Raw genomic sequence first — 18733 nt, 5'->3', positions numbered from 1 at the left:
TTCAGCAGACTTTGGTGATTCAATGGTTAAATTTTTTCGGTGTTTTCAACAGGCAAAGACTCAAGAAGTGCTATTTTCGTGGCTATTATCGAGGCAATTCTGTTTATTTTCCTCCGGGGATTAGTTACCAATCATCTGTTTATTTGATTAATTCCACCCCATCTTTGCCGTCAATCTCCTGTAGATAAACTCTTACCTGTTCCTCGGCTGCGGTGGGGAGTTTTTTGCCGGTAAAATCTGGGTGAATTGGTAATTCCCGATGACCACGATCAACGAGGACTAATAAGCGGATTTTTTGCGGTCTGCCATACTCAATAATAGCATTAAAAGCGGAGCGGATTGTGCGACCTTTGTAGATAACATCATCAACTAAAATCACGGTTTTTCCCGTGACATCTAGGGGCATTTTGGTTTTAGCAGGAGTGCGGGTTTTAATGCGATCAAGATCGTCGCGATAGAAGGTAATATCGATCGCTCCCACGGGAACTTTTACCCCTTCTAAGCTCTCAATTTGACTAGCGATTAAATTAGCTAAAGGCACTCCTCGCGTGTAGATACCGATCAAAATCAAGTTATTTAAATCGCCACTTTTTTCGATAACTTCGGAAGCTAAACGGGTAATAGTGCGACGAATTTCGTCAGCCGAGAGAATTTCAATTAACTGTGAGGTCATAATTTTCCAAGACAAGGGGGGATAGGGGATAGGGAAATTTTTACAGCAATGGTCTTTTTTTACTTTTTCCTTTTTTCTTTTAAAACCATCTTCCCACTAACGAATATAATTATTTTCACTTACCTATTTTAACTCGATCGCTCATGAGTGATGAATTATTGCAAAAATCTGCCCTAGAATTAGCCCAACTGATTCGCACTAAACAAATCTCCCCCCTAGAATTAACCCATTTATACCTCGACAGAATTGAGAAATTTGACTTTCAAATCGGTAGTTTTGTCCATGTCGCCGGGGAAAGCGCCCTAGCAACCGCCAGCATCCAAACGGAACAATTAAGTCAAATCGCCGCTACTGCCGAATTACCGCCTTTTTTTGGAGTTCCCACCGCCATTAAAGACTTAAATGCCGTCGCTGGAATGCCGGTTAGTTACGGAGTCGCCGCTTTACAGGGAAATATTGCCCAATACGACGAAGGAATCGTCACCAGAATGAAAATGGCGGGTTTTATCCTTCTGGGCAAAACTGCCACTTCCCAGTTAGGGTCCTTTCCCTACACCGAAAATCCGGGTTTTTTGCCGACTCGTAACCCCTTCAACCGCGATTATACCGCAGGAGGTTCCAGTGGCGGTGCTGCGGCGGCGGTAGCTGCGGGTTTCTGCCCGATTGCCCAGGGTTCCGACGGTGGCGGTTCCATTCGTACTCCGGCGGGTTGTTGCGGTTTGGTGGGGATAAAACCCAGTCGTGGGCGCGTTTCCTATGCCCCGGTGGGGGAATTTCAAAGCGGTATCGCCGCTAACGGCACTCTTTCTAAGACGGTGGCAGATGGGGCGGCGCTGCTTACCGTTATTTCGGGCTATACGACGGGCGATCCCTACTGGCTACCCGATCCGCCCTTTTCTTTTCTAGAAGCCACTCAGAGAGGCGTAAAACCCCTGAGAATCGCTTTTTCTACTTCCATATCCCCCTTCGGCGAGGCGGCTTCCGTTTATAAAAATGCTGTCCTCGAGACGGCTAAAATTTTAGAGGGTATGGGGCATCATTTAACGGAGTATTCTCCCGATTTACAGGCTTTAATCCCTCCTTTTCGCCGTATTTGGCAAGCGGGGACGGCAGCGGCGGCAATTCCCAGGGAGTTATTAAGTCCCCTTAACCAATGGTTATTGGACAATTCTGGCAGTGCGGGGGAATACCTGCAAGCAGTGCAGCAGATGCACGTTATTTCGCGGCAAATTGTGGCGATGTTTGATAATTTTGATGTCTTACTTTTGCCAATTTTTCTACATCAACCCCCCAGAATTGGTGAGTGGGAAAATTTACCACCGGAAGAAGCGGTTAATAGGATGATTGCTTGGATTGCCCCTTCTCCCATTGCTAATGCCAGTGGTTTACCAGCAATTGCTTTACCCACAGGATTAGATAGTCAGGGTTTACCCGTGGGAATTCAGTTAGTAGGTAAACCGGCTGATGAAATCACTTTGTTGGGTTTATCGGCACAATTAGAGGCAGCTAATCCTTTCGGTTTGACTGCTAATTTTAAGTAGGTAGGTGTTAAAAGTTGTCAGACACCCCCCTTATTAAGGGGGATCCCCCCGCCTATCGGCACCCCCCTTATCAAGGGGGGCAGGGGGGATCGAAGCTAAAATCCATTTTTAATTTAATTATAACCAGCTACTTAACTAGCAAGACTTTCGGTAAATTGGGGAATGGAAGCGATAAGTTTACGCGTGTAATCGCTTTGGGGAGAGTTGATAATTTCGTTAGCTGTACCGATTTCCTCAATTTTACCTTTATTCATCACCATAATGCGATCGCTCATAAATCTGACGACACTTAAATCGTGGGAAATAAAGATATAAGTGAGATTAAATTCCTGCTGTAATTCTTTGAGTAAATTTAAGACTTCCGCTTGTACGGAAACATCTAAAGCAGAGACAGATTCATCACAGATAATAAACTGAGGATTTAAGGCTAAAGCGCGAGCAATACACACCCTTTGTCGTTGTCCTCCCGATAATTGATGGGGATAGCGATCGAACCAATTAGGATCAAGTTTAACTCGTTCTAATAAATATTCTACTCTTTGCCGTTGCTTTGGGGAATTGCCGCCAGTATGATGAATAACCATCGGTTCTAAAATTGCTTTACCAATAGATAAACGGGGATTCAGGGAGTTGTAGGGATTCTGAAAAACTATCTGTAATTCCCGTCGCAGTAGTCTTAATTTTGGATCGCTGGGGTTTAATTTAGCGAGATTTTCTCCTCGGAAATAGATATCTCCAGAAGTGGCAGGAATTAAGCGCAGAATTGTCCTTGCTAAGGTAGATTTTCCGCAGCCCGATTCACCGACTAAACCGAGGGTTTCCCCCTGTTTAACGGCAAAACTGACCTGATCTACGGCATTAAAAAAGGTCTTTACTTGCCCGAAAACTCCCTTAACTGGAAATCTAACCGATAAATTTTCTACCGATAAAATATTCTCGTGATTCTGTAAACCTGCGATTCTGCTTTCTTCCTCCTGGAGAGTAATAAAATTAACTGCTGGTGGAGTAATTTCCTGTAGTTTAATAATCTTACCTTGAGAGTCTTTTTCCACTCGTAAAAAATCGCTGACGGTGGGCAATTTTTCTGGACGAGAGTTTAAGCGGGGACGACAGGCAAGTAAACCTTTTGTGTAGGGATGTTGGGGATAATTTAATACTTCTTCTTTTGGTCCCTGTTCGACAATTTCTCCTTGATACATCACGACAATTTGATCGGCAATTTCGTTAATAACTCCTAAATCGTGGGAGATAAAAACCATCGACATTTCTCGATCGCTTTTACACAAATCTCGTAATAATCTTAATATTTCTGCTTGGACAGTCACATCTAAAGCGGTGGTTGGTTCGTCAGCAATTAATAGGGTAGGATTACAAGAAATCGCCATGGCAATCATTACCCTTTGTAATTGTCCCCCCGATAATTCGTGAGGATAACGCTTGAGAATTGCTTCTTTTTGTTCCTGAATATAAGTTCTAATTTTTTCTCTGACATGACCCTTATTTTCTAAGGGAAAAGTTTCTATATATTTCTCCTCTAACTGTTCATCACTGGGTAATAAGCGCACTTCTTGCAGTAGAGAGATTGCTTGATTTTTTGCCTGTTCGGGGGTGACTTTTTGATGCAGTAAAATTGCTTCGGTGAGTTGAAACTCGATGTTATAGACTGGATTAAGAGAACTCATTGGTTCTTGGAAAATCATTGCCATTTCTCCCCCGCGATAATAACGAAATTCTTCCAGGGGAATAGATAATAAATCTACTACTTGCATTGACTGACCTTTTGCTGGACGAAAGCAAATTTCTCCCCGGGTAATTTTTCCGGGAGAGGGAACCAATCCCATGAGTGCGAGGGAGGTGACAGATTTTCCTGAACCCGACTCCCCCACACAACCGAGAACTTGACCTTTCTGCAAGCTAAAACTAATGTTATTAACGGCGACTGTTGTTCTTTTCTGATTGGAAAATTCAACGGTGAGATGGTGAACGTCGAGAATTTTGTTATCCATAGGTCTTTATTCAGAAAAACAGATTCGATTTACTTATTAAATATAGCTTTTTCTGTTCCCAGTAGCTGGGTGCAATTAATTGGTAGATAGCTGGGGGAATCTCCCTTGCAAGGGAGAATTTTGGCTCTCTTATTCTTTGTGTGATAAGTTTAACTTATATAGTAGTGATCGATCTCTGTGTCCTTTGTGTCTCTGTGGTTCCTTCCACTCGGTCTCGCGTAGCGAGCGCGTTGCGACCGCCAGCAGGACTGTATCTTAGAATACATTTTACCCACCAAACCCAAGAGAGCCGAATTTTTCGGCATTAAGAAGATTTTCGTCTCTGAGCGATCGCCATTTACCGGAGACTGGTGACTTTTTTAAAGAAAAATTTTTCGTTCCTGTCTCCCCTTTGGGATTACACTGGTAATTGAGAATGATTAGCATTTATTTAAGCGATCGCAATTCCGAGACAGTTCAAAAACCGTTGACTGAGGCTGACATTAGAGGAGTCCTCACCCTTTAGCTACTTCAGTAAACTCGATGAGCTATCAAGAAATTATTGTCACTCTTGAATGAAAGACCTTCATTACCTTTGGAGATAGGAAAAGCATGGACGATAAAATTAGAGCTAATGAACCAGAAAAACCAGAAAACTGGCAAAAAGACGACCAATTCTCCTATTGGGGCGGTACAGAGGCAGAATTAGATAATGTCACTCCCAGGGGTAATGACTTGGCTGCCACCTATCCCCTCGCACAAGTGGAAATGGGAAAAACCGTCTGGTTAGCGGGATTTCAGGGGACAGGAGGGATTAATCGACTCCTAGGTATGGGATTAAACCCCGGCATTCAATTACAGGTAATTAGTTCCCAACCGAGGGGATCAGTTTTAATTGCCATTCAAGACAATCGTATTGGTATCGGGGCAGAAATGGCCGAAAAAATCCTCGTTAGTGACAGTCAACCGAAAAAACTGGAACCCAAAAAAGACCTACCTGAAGTAAGAACATTTCTGCGGGAGATACCCATAGGAAAAGCGGGTAAAGTCGTCGGTTATGACCGAGCATTACGAGGATACAAAGGAAAATTGTTATCAATGGGATTAACTCCGGGGACAGAGTTTACCGTCATTCGTGTGGCACCTTTGGGGGATCCCGTCGAGATTCAAGTGCGGGGATTTCATCTCAGTCTGCGTAAACAGGAGGCAGACGCTTTAATCGTCGAAGAAATAGACCCAGAAAGCTAAATTTAATCATCTCAGCCTATTAGTCACTCAATATCCTAAATTATGGTCAAACCGATTATCGCCTTAATTGGCAATCCTAACTGTGGCAAAACTACCCTTTTTAATGCTCTCACAGGGGCCAATCAACGGACCGGCAACTGGCCGGGAGTAACAGTCGATCGCAAAGAGGGACGATTTCAAGTTAACGGGAAAGATATCACCCTTGTGGATTTACCCGGAGTCTATTCCCTCGATGTGGAAGAAGGGGAAACGGGAATGGATGAATTAGTCGCTAGGGACTATCTGCTGTCAGGAGAGGCGGATTTAGTGATTAATATCGTCGATGCTTCTAATTTAGAGCGTAATCTCTACCTAACTACCCAAATCATGGAGATGCGTTTACCGATGTTGATTGCCCTAAATATGATGGATGTGGCCAAAACTAGGGGTATTGTGGTTAATCCGCAACTCTTAAGCGTTCGCATGGATGCAATTGTCGTGGCGATTAGTGCAGTTAAAGGGGAAGGAATCGGAGAATTAAAGCAAAAAATTGGGGAATTAGTCAGTAATATTAGCCATACTGCCGCTTATGTCGCTTATCCTGCGGTAATTGAGGAAGCTCTTAACGAGATTGTTGCCTACATTAACGACCATAGCAGTAAAAGGATTGTTGAGCCAAGATGGACTGCTTTAAATCTACTGCAATACGAGGATCGCATCGCCCCAGAATTGCGCTCCCAGGAACTATTAAGCATTATCGTCAAGCATAGACGACAAATACACCAAGTTTTAGGGGAAGACCTTGATATTTTAATTGCTGATACTCGTTATGGCTTTATTCAGCAAGTTACCCAGGGAGCCACTCAACGGACTGGACAGATAAATGATACCATGTCTGATCGCCTTGATCGGATTGTTCTCGATCGCTGGTGGGGAATTCCGATATTTTTGGGCGTAATGTACCTAATGTTCTTATTTACCATCAATGTTAGTGCTGCCTTTATCGATTTCTTCGATTTAACTGCCCAGACTATCTTTGTCGATGGTTTAGCCCAAGTTTTACAAACAATCCATACCCCGGGTTGGCTAATTGCTCTGCTCGCTGATGGAGCGGGGGGAGGTGTGCAAACCGTCGCCACTTTTATCCCCGTAATTGGCTTTATGTTCCTCTTTTTGTCAATTTTAGAGGATTCTGGCTATATGGCCCGGGCAGCCTTCGTCATGGACCGATTGATGCGTTTGGTGGGATTGCCGGGTAAATCCTTTGTCCCCATGCTAGTGGGATTTGGTTGCAATGTGCCGGCAATTATGGCCACCAGAACCCTAGAAAATTCTCGCGATCGTTTAATGACGATTATGATGAACCCTTTTATGTCCTGTGGGGCCAGATTACCTGTTTATGCCCTATTTGCGGCGGCTTTTTTCCCCATAGGTGGTCAAAACATCGTTTTTGGTCTTTATATCTTAGGAATTCTCGCCGCTATTTTGACGGGATTGGTGATGAAAAAAACCCTACTCAAGGGAGAAATCAGTCACTTTATTATGGAATTGCCTCCCTATCATCTACCGCGTCTGAAAGGGGTTTTAATTCGCACTTGGGAACGTCTGCAAGCGTTTTTATGGAAAGCTGGACGAATTATCGTTTTAATGGTGATGATTTTGGGACTACTCAACTCCGTCAGTTTTGATGGTTCTTTTGGTAATCAAGACAGCGAGCGATCGGTTTTAAGTGCCACCAGTAAAGCTGTAACTCCTATTTTCTCACCCATGGGACTAGAGCAGCAAAATTGGCCGGCAACGGTGGGCATTTTTACGGGAGTTTTTGCCAAAGAAGCGATGGTAGGCACATTAAACTCAATTTACAGCCAACTAGCGGGGGAAGATAACCCTAATCAGGGGGTAGCAGCCGAAAAATTCGACTTTTGGGGGCAAATTCAGGCAGCTATTGCCACTATTCCCGCCAATTTAGCGCAATTACCCAATCAATTACTTGATCCCTTGGGTTTGAATATTGGTGATCTGCAAGATCAAAAAACGGCTGCCGAAGAGCAAGAGGTAGATTTAGGAATCTTTGGGGCGATGGCGAAAAGATTTGATGGTCAAGCGGGTGCTTTTGCCTATCTTTTGTTTGTTCTGCTCTATTTTCCCTGTGTTTCGGCCACATCGGCCGTATATCGCGAAACTAATGCCGGTTGGACTGTTTTTATTGCCCTCTGGACCACAGGAATGGCCTATATTGTTGCCACTTCCTTCTATCAAATCGCCACTTTTTCTCGACATCCGGGATTTTCTCTCTTTTGGATAGTCTTGATGGGTTTAACCGTAGTCGGGGTTTTATTCACCTTAAAAAATCTCCGTCCCCGAAAAATCAACCGTCCAGCAATTTAAAAGTAGGGTGGGTTAGGCGACAAAAAGCTAGGCAACTAACTAATTATTTAGATTCGCCGTAACCCACCGCAATCAAGTAACTTTTCTCGATTTTTTTCGCTTATAAACCATGATTTTAACCGATATACAGGCTTATCTTGCCAAAAATCAGAAAGCATCTCTGTCTGACTTATCTACACACTTTCGGATGTCAGCGGATGCCTTAAGTCCCATGCTCGATCGCTTGCTAAAAAAAGGGCGAATTCGTCTGATTTCCCTAGAAAAATGCGGAGGATGCAGCCGTTGTTCCCCAGAATCTATGGCTTTTTACGAATGGATTGAGGGCAATTCCACAGGGACAAACAACTAAGAGTTGAATAAGTACCTAGGCAAAATTAATTACACATTTCGATAAAGCTTTTGCCTTTTGCCCATCTTCACTAGGAAATTTATTTTGCACGACTACTTACTATCTTTTTGTAGGAGATAAAATTATGATCACTAACACAGAAATTGTCTCGACACAATCGGCCACCAGCGAGGATCCGCAAATACAATTGGCCGAATTTCTGCGAGAACATAATGAAGTGGAGATGATTATTCCAGTTTTAATGGGATTATTTATTACCAGTCGTTTTCAACTGCGAGGGGCCAATGCACTATTAGTTAATTTAGCCGTAGCCAGTATCTCGCGACAAATTTTCCAGGTTCTTCGGTTTGTCTTATGCAATAGACGGGAGTTATAAGGGATGGAACTCTTATAGAGAAAGACATTGGGCGATTTTTGTCAATTGTTTTTTATCTAAAGCGAACTAATCAATTAAATCCCTTACCAGATAAAGATTTTGTTGATTTATGCCCCCCTATCGAACCATAACAAGTAACGAAGAGCCATTTTCCAACAGTTAAAATCTCCCTTCACCAGTGACCCAAAAACTGCCGAAAAAAGCCCAGATTATAGCAATCAGGAAATAATACCGGGTTGTCGCATTGTTCACTCGGTACCGGGACGAATTCGCCTTCGTATCGACCGTTTAAGTCAAGATGCTGCCTTTGCTAAAAGATTAAACCACCTCCTCGCAGCTGAGACAATTGTTCTTAGTCATCGCCTTAATCCTACCGCTGCCTCTCTGGCAATTACCTACGAAGCAGCCGGCCTCTCCGAGTTAGATTTAGGCTTTCGTCTGATCAATCTACTTAATTTAGCCAATTCTGACAGTAATCTTGAAACTAGCTAGATTTTACTCCGATGAACTTAAGCAAACTTTCCCTCAATTCCGTAAGCGTTGTTCACTCTCTCCCTGGTCGGCTGCGCTTGCGAATTTCCCGCCTAGCATCTGATAGGCATTTTGTCAAGACCTTAGAACAAAAATTAACTTCCCATCCCGCCATTACCCATTTCCGCATCAACGCCGCCGCCGCCTCTCTGGTGATCGAGTATGCTCCCGCCCTCACCCCTGAAATAAACAGGGATTTTGGCTCGCTTTGGCAAAAAATGCTCAATCAGCCCAACGAGTCTTCGATCGAGCCAGACAAGCCCCAAAAACTAGGGAAAGAAGAATGGTCTAACCTTGCCCTTCCCACCGCCGCCACCCTCCTCGCGATCGCCTGTCAACGTTTTCCCCAACCCGGTTTGAGCATCTTGGCCAGAAGCGTCCTTTTAGCCGCAGCTTTTCCCGTGGCAGCCCGGGCGCTGAAAAGTATCTTCGGAGAGCGTAAACTAAATATCGATTGTTTAGACCTCTTAGCCCTGATTTTTAGCGGTTTTCAAGGGAAATTATTGACACCTTCCCTGATTATCACCCTCCATGAATTGGGGGACATTATTCGCGATCGTACCGCTAGGGCAACGGAAAAACGAACGGCTAATTTATTAGATACAATCGGTCATTACGCTTGGGTGGAAAAAGACGGCGAAATCAAGCAAATTACCAGTGATGCTGTCCAAATTGGCGAGACAGTGGTGGTTTATCCCGGGGAAAGCATCCCCGTTGATGGCACAGTCTGGCAAGGGGAAGCGGTAATCGACCAACAGCAACTAACCGGGGAATCCTTGCCTATTGTCGCCCGAAAAGGAACTCTCGTTTATGCCTCCACCTTAGTTCGTTCCGGTCAGATCCGCCTCACCTGTGAACGAGTCGGTCAACAAACTCGCGCCGCTGCCAGTATCGAACTTCTGCAAAAAGCTCCTGTCCATGATACCCGCATGGCCAATTATGCCGCTAATCTGGCTGATCGCCTGATTTTGCCTTCTTTAGGGTTAGCATCACTAATTTTTCTCACCACCCGAGATGCTGCCCGGGCCGCCGCTATTCTCACCCTCGATTTTGTCACGGGGATTCGGGTATCTTTACCTACAGCTTTTTTAGGCGCGTTGAATCATACCACCCGTCACGGGGTTTTGGTACGCAGTGGCAGAACTTTGGAGTTATTGGCAGATATCGATACGATTGTTTTTGATAAGACGGGAACTTTGACCACGGGGGAAGTGATGGTGGTGGGAGTGGAAACTATCCCTGGCCGCTTATCCCCAGAACGAATTCTCCAATTAGCGGCCTCGGCCGAACAAAGGATCACCCATCCCGTCGCTATGGCGATCGCTGACTATGCCCAGCGCCAGGGTGTGGAAATCTTACCGAGGGGAGATTGGGATTACCAGTTAGGACTGGGAATGCGGGCAGAAATTGATGGTAATCAGGTATTGGTGGGCAGTGACAAGTTTTTACGCCAGCAAGGGGTCAATTTAGACGAATTTGGCGGTGATTTAGCCAACCCCGCCAGTGCTTGGGTGTCTCGCAATTATCTGGCCTGTAATGGGCAATTTCAGGGGGTAATCCACTATACTGACCCTTTGCGTGCCGATAGTCGTTGGTTAATCGATCGCCTACAGCAAGATTATGGCATGACTGTGCATCTGTTGACGGGGGATAATCAACAAAGGGCGAAAGAAGTGGCGCAAGCGTTAAATATTCCCTTTGGCCAGGTTCATGCTGAGGCTTTTCCCGAACAAAAGGCTAAAATAGTTCGAGAATTGCATCGCTCTGGCCATACAGTCGCTTTTGTTGGCGATGGTCTCAATGATTCCGTGGCTTTGGCCTATGCAGATGTGTCGATTTCTTTCGAGAAGGGTTCGGAAGTGGCAAGAGAAACCGCCGACGTGGTACTGATGAATAATGATCTGAGCAGTTTACTAGAGGCGATCGCTATTGCCCAAGAAACTAAAGCTTTAATTGAACAAAATATTTTTCTAGTGGTCGCCCCGAATTTAGTCGCCCTCGTTTTGGCCACTAGCATCGGTCTTAATCCACTTTTAGCCACCGCAATTCATAACGGGACAGCAATTATTGCCGGTTTAAATAGTTTGCGTCCTCTGGTTTTTCATCAACTACAAGGTCAAAGGGAGACTCCATGAGTAAATATGATAAATTAGCTAATAAAATTGCCAAAAAAGTTACTAAAAAATTGAGCAAAAAGTTAATTAAAGCCATCTATAACCGACTGGATTTAGAAAATATTCTCTCCTCCCGTTCTTTTCCATTAGAAGAATTCGAGCGAGGTGATAATAGACATTAAACCATCATAAAAATCAAAGATTGTTATGATGGTTTAAGAGTCGGTATCTGGGGAAGTCTTGACCCATCCACTAATAACTGATAGGTGAATATCTAGGCTATATTCTCTTGAAAAAAAACTTAATAATATTCCCTCAAAAACTATTCTATAATGGTACTCGTAGGTAGATAATGCTTCTAAGTTAAAAACTTTTGCTATCTACAGACTGAAGGCAACAAAATCAATGGTTTAAAGCTCATGGAAAAAACACAGATGTTAGAACAAACGAGAAAACTAGCACAAATTACTCCAGGGAAAGCGATCGTTTTCGGAATCGGTGCGCTGCTGTTGGCCCCCACCGTGATTTCTTTACTGAAACCGGTCGCCAAAGCAACGATTAAAACTGGCGTTGTTCTCTACGAAAAAACTAAGAGTTCCTTGGCCGAAACAGCAGAAGTGCTGGGGGATATCGTCGCCGAGGCCAAAGCAGAAGTCATAGCCGAACGCGATCATCAAGTGGTTCTACCCAGTGGGGTTAATTCGGAACCCTCATTACGCGATAGTTAATTTCTGGTGAGTAACCAAAGTCACTCAACCCTGTTAGCCCTCAGCCGGCAGAACCTCAAAGTTATATAATCTTTAAGAGATATTAAGCTTTGTGTCAGTTTGCCCAGTAGGATTGAATGAATATACTTTTGGTGACATCATCTTTAGGGTTACTCCTAGCGATCGCTATCGTCGTCTATTTTGTTTCCTCTCGCAAGTACCAATCATCGGACTCGGTGGCCAATTCCTACGACCAATGGACCGAGGACGGGATTTTAGAATATTATTGGGGGGAACACATCCATTTAGGTCACTACGGTTCCCCACCAGAAAAAAAAGACTTTCTAGCGGCAAAAGCCGACTTTGTGGCGGAAATGGTCTCTTGGGGAGGTTTGGATAAACTACCCGCCGGTGCAACTCTCCTCGATGTCGGTTGTGGTATTGGTGGCAGCAGTCGCATTCTGGCCCGCGACTACGGATTTGCCGTTACCGGTGTCACTATTAGTCCCAAACAAGTGGCACGGGCCAAAGAACTAACACCCCCAGATGTAAATGCTCGCTTTTTGGTCGATGATGCCATGGACCTTTCTTTTCCCGACGAGAGTTTTGATGTGGTCTGGTCAATCGAAGCCGGTCCCCATATGCCGGACAAAGCCGTTTTTGCTCAGGAATTACTGCGAGTTCTCAAACCAGGGGGAGTCCTGGTGGTAGCGGACTGGAATCAGCGAGATGACCGTCAAAAACCGCTTAATTTCTGGGAACGTCCCGTCATGCGCCAACTTTTGGATCAGTGGTCTCACCCCGCTTTTGCCAGCATCGAAGGTTTTGCCGAACAGTTAGCGGCCACGGGATTGGTAGATGGGGAAGTGGTGACTGCTGACTGGACAACAGCCACTCTACCCTCTTGGATTGATACCATTTGGCAGGGGGTAATTCGTCCCCAAGGTTGGTGGCAATTTGGTCTAACTGGGTTGCTTAAATCCGTCCGAGAAGTGCCGACAATTCTGCTGATGCGTTTGGCCTTTGGCACGGGTTTATGTCGTTTTGGGATGTTCCGCGCTGTTCGCGCTAAATCGAATCTGCAACCAAGTCAGCAAGAGTCTCTTACCTCAGTTATGTAGGGTTTGCTGAATAAATCTAAAAATCTTGTTGGGTAAGACTTTTGGACTTTTTTTTCTTCAAAAAGTCCCAACCATTGGAGTGATCGGGGGGAAAATTCCTGGACTTTTTCCCTGAAAATTAGGTAATTGACCCCCTCAAAATCGATAAAACCCCACACCCCACAGGAAAAACTTTTTGCCACAAACCCTAACTAGAGGCAATCCAATTAATTATTGATCGGGTTGTGGGGAATAGTAGGAGTTTTGATCAGTGACGATCGAGCTTGGAGAGATAGGCCACTTTTGATAATTTGTTTGAGAATTGGTCGGCCTAATTTGACCGCAGCTGGCAGCACAACCGCACCGATAACAATTGTTCCCAAACCAAAGAGAGCCGTTCGATCTCCTGATTCGTGATCTTCGATAATTTCTTTGAGATGAAAAGTCAGAATCGATTTATCCCAGTGAATAATCGCCATAGGTTTATCTCCTAATAAGGATGAAATTGGGTGTCAGCAGAAGGTAAAACAATAATATGTCCTCCCGCACGAGAAATCAGACCTTGTTGCTCGAATTCATTGATGAGTCGGGTAATGCTCACTCTGGTCATCCCGACCATTTCAGCTAATTCCCGATGAGTGAAACGGATATCGATACGCTGGCCCGTTTCTGCGGGACGACCGAACTTTTGCGATAATTGAATTAGAGTTTTCAGAAAACGCAGCCTAGGCCGATCGCGACGCAGGGAACAGAGCCAATGCTCAGTTTGTTGAACGTGACGACAGAGAGCCGAGGAAAGACTGCTACCCCGTTCAAGAGGAAGACAAGTAGCTTCAACGCTAGTGCAGCACTGCATCTCGTAGGGTTGAATCTGCGATAGGGGACGGCCGACCACATCATTTTCTCCCCAATAGCCGAGGATGACGATTTCTCCTTCCTCATCCCACGTCATCACCTTAACCACACCGCGATTGATTAACCAAAGAGCATCCAGACGCGAGGGTAGGGGGTCACGGGGTTGAAATAGACGAGTGACGAGAGGTTCCCGCATAAGTACCACCGCTAGTAGAATTACCTTCCCCTCTAATTATTGCATGATTTTCTCAATAAAATCAACAGGGATATTCCAGAAAAATTTCCTCCAACTGATGGGACTTACCAAAGATGAGCTTCCTTATACCCCTCATTCAAAGCTGTCAACAGCCAAAGACCAAGATTTCACCTCGAAATATCCCCTCGATCGAGACTGAGAATGATTGCGATTAGCTTTCAAGCAATTGATAATTATTTGCAACTGTGTGATAATGAAGTTATGAGATTTCCCCCGTAACCATGAATAGTCCCCCCGAAAAACTCCTTTACTCCCCACCTCTCTCCTCTGGGGAAAGACGGGAAGTCTATTATCGTCTTCTTTCCCTTGGTATTTGCTGTCAATGTCCAATGTACTCCCCCCTGACGGTGCAGATCGAGTCACCCTACGATTTAGTTCAGCTTTTGGGTGTGTTGCGTTCTCTCCATTGCTCTAGAGGGGAATTAATTCAATTATTGAAAGATTGCTGGCGCTTAGAAGTTAGCGGTGTCGATCATTAATTAGGGTTTGCTGAATAAATCTAAAAACCTTGTTGGGTAAGACTTTTAGACTTTTTGTCAATCAAAAAGTACCAAATATGGGAGTGATTGGGGGGAAAATCCCTGGACTTTTTCCCTGAAAATTAGGTAATTGACCCCGGCTCGACTGAGCTCGCCGAACGTCCTCAAAATCAGTAAAACCCTACACCCCACACCCTGCCTCCACCAACAAACTTTTTCAGCAAACCCTAATTATAATTGCTATTGTTTGACTTTTTATTGCTAATCAAAGTGTCGGTGTTTTTGACCCATTTTTTGACTCATGATAGTTTAACTACTGCTTTCGTCGGTCAATGAAAACTAGGAGTTAAATTCGGTTTGGGTAGAAAATCTCCTCTAATCCCGAACTTAGCCTAAAAAAGGCAATATTACCTCACTTACAGGGATAGGATATTCTTCATGAATTCCTAGAGTTCCTCGTAGTTTTAGCGTTTGTACTTGGGGTAAAGTCCCTAAAGCTTCCATTTCTGCTTTCGATTTTGGGGGTGCATTTTCGGCGATAATTACTAACACTGGCAGCTTTAAATCAGCAAAATAATCGATAAATTGCTGACGATTAGTCACTGGATCCAGTTTACCCGTCACAAAGGCAGCTGGGGCAAATCTAGCGTGAGGATGTTGAGTAATTTTATGTTTATGGGCAATTAATTCGGGTGTTAATTTTTCCCCATCTACATAAACATGACGACTAGACATAAAACGCAGGAAAGCAGGAGTGGTGTTGAGAAAATATAACCCTTCTCCTAACAAAGGAAAACGCACCATTTCCCGCAAGAAATTACGCATTTCTGGGGACAATCCCATGGCACACAATGGACCCAACCAAGTGGGAGCGACTAAGACTAATTTATCTAGTAAATTGGGGTAATTTTTGGCTAAATTGAGGGCATATCCCGCCGCATGACCTGCCGCAATAATGGTGACTGGTTGCTTAAAAGTGGACTGAACAAAATCAATTAATAATTGTTTAAAAATAGCGGGTTCGTAGTTGAGAATTGGTCGTTCAGAATCACCAAAACCCAACCAATCTAAGCTATATATTTGAAACTTTGTCGCTAATATTTTCCCTATCCCTGCCATTTCTCTGCGACTGGAAACGGTACTAAAAGCAGGTAATAATAAAACGGGTGTACCTTGTCCTTGAATATCGTAAACAATCTCAAAAGTTTGATTTTGCCACTGCCAAGAAAATTTCTGGAGATTAGCTGCGTCTGAAGTGACCACCATAACTATTACCTCATAGTTAACTAGATTGATTCTATCTTTAATCTAACCCAAAATAATTGCTTTTACTCGGCATTATATCATAATCAAGAGCAACCAAATTAATCTTTAATATTTAATTAATGTCTGAAAGATTAATAAGGTACGGTTCTAAACTCCACGCAATTATTACTAGGATTATAGAGAGTGTAAACTGCTTTATTTAATTCTTTACCAACGCTACCAACCCCAATTAAACGCTTATCTTGAATCGTCAAAGTTTGACTTGGTTGCCGTTTATCTAAAGTAGTAACAGTGCTAGTTAAATTAGCGGACTGTAAAGAATAATCAAAAACTTTTCCCGCACGACCACAAAATAGATTATTAACTCCCATCCGTTGCAGTCGATCTAAAATTTGCAATGGAGGAGTATCGGAGGTTAATTCTTCACTAACACTGACAGTGCTGCCATGAATTAATAAACAATCCAACTCGACAAAACCAAAATCGAGATTTCGTAACCATTGCACCGTTTCTAAAGAAACTGCGTCCCAGAGTTGTTTAGTGCTGTCAATTCCATGTTTATCGATTAATTCCGTCGGTTCTCCTGTGGCTCCTAAACTGTGTAAAATTAAACATTGTTCTTCCCACCATCCCCGACAAACCTGTGGATATAAGTTATTTTTAGTGGGATAACGTATTTGTTCTACTAGCATTTCACTATCGGGATTAACACCGATAAAATCTCCTAAAATATATAAATTTTCTACAGTAACTGACCGTTGCTGAATATCTTCCAAGACCGCTTGATAGGCTGGTAAATTGCCTTGAATACCGCTTAAAATTGCCCACATAATTTCTTGATTTATCACAAATTAACGTTCGCAAACATGAGTCGGATCATCGGCTTTTTCCGCATATTCTAGACCCTTAGCCAATCGCCAAGCGAAAATAGGAGGTAAACCCGATGCTAAAATAGCCTGACAGGTTTCCTGATAGTTATAGGCCACTTCTCGCAATTGTACCGCCGCCGTTTCTCGATCGTAAATCACATAGGTGGCATTTGGACGACCGTGACGTGGTTCTCCCACCGATCCCACGTTGATGATACGTTTAACTGGTGTGGTAAATTGCCGCGACTGTTCCCCATCGGGTTGATACACTTTTATTTGCAAGCTTCCCGCGTCGAGAGTGCGAATGTAGGGGATGTGGGTATGTCCACAGAATAAAACCTCTGTATCTACCGATAAAACCCGTTCTAAAGCTGTAAAAGCGTCCATTTCGGCTAAAAGGTACTCATGGTTACTTTGGGGACTACCATGGACAAAACAGAGGTGATCTAGCTTAAAAATTTCGGGCAGTTTTGACAAATAATTACGGTTTTCTGGGGTGATTATTTGATTTGTCCACTCATGAGCTAATCTACCGCGTTTTTCTGCTAAAAGCGACGGATAACTGCATTCACAGGCATTTAATCCCTCAACGATATCCTCATCCCAACACCCTTGTACCGTGGTAATCCCCAGTTGACGGATTTTTTCCACCACTTGGTTAGGATGAGGTCCATACCCGACCAAATCCCCTAAACAGTAGATTTCTTGACAACCCTGTTGGTCTAAATCTTGCAAAACAGCGTTAAAAGCGGGCATATTGCCATGAATACAGGATAAAACGGCTATTTTCATCAGATTAACTCCATTTCTGGCTCTAAAGATTCTTGAAATTGTTGTTGATAATAAAAAAGTGCCTCATCGGACAGACAACAATCACTCAGGGTATCGGCAATTGTCGGTTTATCGAGATTGCGACCGACGATTTCAATCCCACTGAAGCGATTCGGTCTCCCATCGAGATTTAAGGGGAAATTTAGGCTTTGAAAGTCTTTTTCTGGCCATTCATCCATAAATTCCCCATAAATACACTGACCATCGATGATATCGAAGATACTTTTAACCCGCAGCACTTCCCCATAGGCCCCTTGGGTTAATTCTGTCCAAAAGGTAGTTAAACTGGAAAAATCGAGGATTTCTCCCGTTAAAACGGCTCTATAAATCTGTATTTCTCGTTTTTTTAACCATTGATCACCTTTTATTGTCGTTTTGACGGGACTAAAGACAATTTCATCGACGGGTACTTGTCCTTCGGGGATTTCTTCGTCTGGAGACGTAATCGCTACCCGATGACAATTGAGGGGTTTTAGAAAGCTTTCGAGGGATTGCGTGTCTAAATGCCACGGCACTTCCATATATACCGTGTTTTCGACGGATAAACTGCCTAAACGGTCTTCTTCTTCCCTAGAAATAGAGGACAACTGGGGAAAGTCATTCTGTAAAGTGAGATGATCAATGGGAAAAGTTTCCGTCTGGGGACTAAAATATAGACTTGGCTGCTTGCTTTGAGCGATTTGTTGGCGAATCCAATGGGTTTTTCCCGCAGCTATACCCCCCGTCACCACGATAATCATTTTGCTCCTTCTTTATTGTGGTAATGATAATCATTCTAGCATAAGTGAGATTGGGGCAAGTAATCTTTCTTAACCAATCCTCTAGACTTAGCAAGGTTATTTTGGGAAAAATTGGCGGTTTCTTGGGATATTAATCATGGTTATGGCTCTTTTCTCTAGGATACCATTGGCTTTGTCCATCGGGTAAATCAACTAAGATAATTCCCCTCATTTTTAATTGTGATCGCCGCTTCCGTGAAGTGCAAGGGTTTGCGATGTTCTCTAAGTTCATTAATGAACTTAGAGAACAAAGAGATGTAAAACCATTGGATCGAGGGTTCGTTAAATTTTAAAGTTTTTATCCATAAATTATTCATAAGTAGCTGGTTATAATTAAATTAAAAATGGATTTTAGGTTCGATCCCCCCTGCCCCCCTTGATAAGGGGGGTGCCGATCCCCCCTCAAT

General features: G+C 43.7%; 21 protein-coding genes. 11 read left to right on the top strand and 10 right to left on the bottom strand.

Annotated elements, in window-relative coordinates; translation table 11 throughout:
* Window positions 1-139 precede the first annotated feature (139 nt).
* Entirely contained in the window at window positions 140-673 is a 534-nt protein-coding gene (pyrR, locus tag IQ224_RS07635) for a bifunctional pyr operon transcriptional regulator/uracil phosphoribosyltransferase PyrR (RefSeq protein WP_002742197.1), read from the bottom strand.
* Between the two features lie 143 nt (window positions 674-816).
* Between pyrR and IQ224_RS07630 the strand changes: the two genes are divergently transcribed.
* A complete protein-coding gene (locus IQ224_RS07630; RefSeq protein WP_002742199.1) occupies window positions 817-2214 on the top strand; it encodes an amidase in 1398 nt (465 codons plus the stop codon).
* Between the two features lie 131 nt (window positions 2215-2345).
* Here IQ224_RS07630 and IQ224_RS07625 read toward each other — a convergent pair whose 3' ends face one another.
* Together IQ224_RS07625 and IQ224_RS23895 are read right to left on the bottom strand one after the other, a co-directional pair.
* Window positions 2346-4220 (bottom strand): ABC transporter ATP-binding protein, encoded by a 1875-nt coding sequence (locus IQ224_RS07625; protein ID WP_002742201.1) that lies wholly within the window; start codon window positions 4218-4220, stop codon window positions 2346-2348.
* A gap of 267 nt (window positions 4221-4487) precedes the next feature.
* Window positions 4488-4646, bottom strand: coding sequence for a hypothetical protein (locus tag IQ224_RS23895; RefSeq protein WP_002742203.1), 159 nt, complete (start codon window positions 4644-4646; stop codon window positions 4488-4490).
* 165 nt (window positions 4647-4811) lie between these two features.
* On the opposite strand from IQ224_RS23895, the gene IQ224_RS07620 reads away from it, so the two are divergent.
* The 9 genes from IQ224_RS07620 (at window position 4812) to IQ224_RS07585 (ending at window position 13012) form a co-directional block, all read left to right on the top strand.
* The gene (locus tag IQ224_RS07620; RefSeq protein WP_002742205.1) at window positions 4812-5447 is read left to right on the top strand and encodes a FeoA family protein; all 636 of its coding nucleotides are present in this window, start codon (window positions 4812-4814) and stop codon (window positions 5445-5447) included.
* 42 nt (window positions 5448-5489) lie between these two features.
* Window positions 5490-7814, top strand: a complete 2325-nt coding sequence (gene feoB, locus IQ224_RS07615) for a Fe(2+) transporter permease subunit FeoB (RefSeq protein WP_084990002.1) — start codon at window positions 5490-5492, stop codon at window positions 7812-7814.
* A gap of 109 nt (window positions 7815-7923) precedes the next feature.
* On the top strand, window positions 7924-8163 hold the full coding sequence (locus IQ224_RS07610; protein WP_002742208.1) for a FeoC-like transcriptional regulator: 240 nt from the start codon (window positions 7924-7926) through the stop codon (window positions 8161-8163).
* A gap of 124 nt (window positions 8164-8287) precedes the next feature.
* Window positions 8288-8539, top strand: coding sequence for a hypothetical protein (locus IQ224_RS07605; protein ID WP_228036126.1), 252 nt, complete (start codon window positions 8288-8290; stop codon window positions 8537-8539).
* Window positions 8540-8686: 147 nt separating this feature from the next.
* On the top strand, window positions 8687-9031 hold the full coding sequence (locus IQ224_RS23890; RefSeq protein WP_370583136.1) for an HMA2 domain-containing protein: 345 nt from the start codon (window positions 8687-8689) through the stop codon (window positions 9029-9031).
* A gap of 11 nt (window positions 9032-9042) precedes the next feature.
* Complete coding sequence (locus tag IQ224_RS07600) at window positions 9043-11205, top strand: heavy metal translocating P-type ATPase (protein ID WP_002742211.1); 2163 nt, start codon at window positions 9043-9045, stop codon at window positions 11203-11205.
* Window positions 11202-11366 (top strand): hypothetical protein, encoded by a 165-nt coding sequence (locus IQ224_RS07595; RefSeq protein WP_002742213.1) that lies wholly within the window; start codon window positions 11202-11204, stop codon window positions 11364-11366. The genes IQ224_RS07600 and IQ224_RS07595 overlap by 4 nt, the downstream gene beginning before the upstream one ends.
* A gap of 237 nt (window positions 11367-11603) precedes the next feature.
* Complete coding sequence (locus IQ224_RS07590) at window positions 11604-11912, top strand: DUF5132 domain-containing protein (protein ID WP_002742215.1); 309 nt, start codon at window positions 11604-11606, stop codon at window positions 11910-11912.
* 116 nt (window positions 11913-12028) lie between these two features.
* A complete protein-coding gene (locus tag IQ224_RS07585; protein ID WP_002742217.1) occupies window positions 12029-13012 on the top strand; it encodes a methyltransferase domain-containing protein in 984 nt (327 codons plus the stop codon).
* Here the strand turns inward: IQ224_RS07585 and IQ224_RS24905 are convergent.
* From IQ224_RS24905 to IQ224_RS07575, 3 genes are read right to left on the bottom strand one after another with little or no spacing between them, the layout of a single operon-like run.
* Window positions 12982-13170: a hypothetical protein gene (locus IQ224_RS24905; protein WP_002742219.1), complete on the bottom strand. Its 189-nt coding sequence runs from the start codon at window positions 13168-13170 to the stop codon at window positions 12982-12984. The two genes, IQ224_RS07585 and IQ224_RS24905, sit on opposite strands and share 31 nt — an antisense overlap.
* 48 nt (window positions 13171-13218) lie before the next feature.
* Window positions 13219-13470: a hypothetical protein gene (locus tag IQ224_RS07580; protein WP_002742221.1), complete on the bottom strand. Its 252-nt coding sequence runs from the start codon at window positions 13468-13470 to the stop codon at window positions 13219-13221.
* 11 nt (window positions 13471-13481) lie between these two features.
* Window positions 13482-14042, bottom strand: a complete 561-nt coding sequence (locus tag IQ224_RS07575; protein ID WP_002742223.1) for a Crp/Fnr family transcriptional regulator — start codon at window positions 14040-14042, stop codon at window positions 13482-13484.
* Between the two features lie 281 nt (window positions 14043-14323).
* On the opposite strand from IQ224_RS07575, the gene IQ224_RS07570 reads away from it, so the two are divergent.
* Window positions 14324-14581, top strand: a complete 258-nt coding sequence (locus IQ224_RS07570; RefSeq protein WP_002742227.1) for an Asr1405/Asl0597 family protein — start codon at window positions 14324-14326, stop codon at window positions 14579-14581.
* Between the two features lie 387 nt (window positions 14582-14968).
* Here the strand turns inward: IQ224_RS07570 and IQ224_RS07565 are convergent, their stop codons facing one another.
* From IQ224_RS07565 to IQ224_RS07550, 4 genes are all read right to left on the bottom strand, one after another.
* Window positions 14969-15847 carry an alpha/beta fold hydrolase gene (locus IQ224_RS07565; RefSeq protein ID WP_002742231.1) on the bottom strand — a complete coding sequence of 293 codons (879 nt, stop codon included), beginning with the start codon at window positions 15845-15847 and terminating at the stop codon, window positions 14969-14971.
* 131 nt (window positions 15848-15978) lie between these two features.
* A complete protein-coding gene (locus tag IQ224_RS07560) occupies window positions 15979-16677 on the bottom strand; it encodes a metallophosphoesterase (protein ID WP_002742232.1) in 699 nt (232 codons plus the stop codon).
* Between the two features lie 21 nt (window positions 16678-16698).
* Window positions 16699-17508, bottom strand: coding sequence for a metallophosphoesterase (locus tag IQ224_RS07555; RefSeq protein ID WP_002742233.1), 810 nt, complete (start codon window positions 17506-17508; stop codon window positions 16699-16701).
* Window positions 17508-18287 carry a hypothetical protein gene (locus tag IQ224_RS07550; RefSeq protein ID WP_002742234.1) on the bottom strand — a complete coding sequence of 260 codons (780 nt, stop codon included), beginning with the start codon at window positions 18285-18287 and terminating at the stop codon, window positions 17508-17510. Before IQ224_RS07550 ends, IQ224_RS07555 begins: the two co-directional genes overlap by 1 nt.
* Window positions 18288-18733 lie beyond the last annotated feature (446 nt).

This window comes from Microcystis sp. LEGE 00066 (genome assembly GCF_015207925.1).
In the GTDB taxonomy this organism is placed as follows: Bacteria; Cyanobacteriota; Cyanobacteriia; order Cyanobacteriales; family Microcystaceae; genus Microcystis; species Microcystis ichthyoblabe_A.
This window is presented reverse-complemented; position numbering and strand designations above follow the sequence as displayed.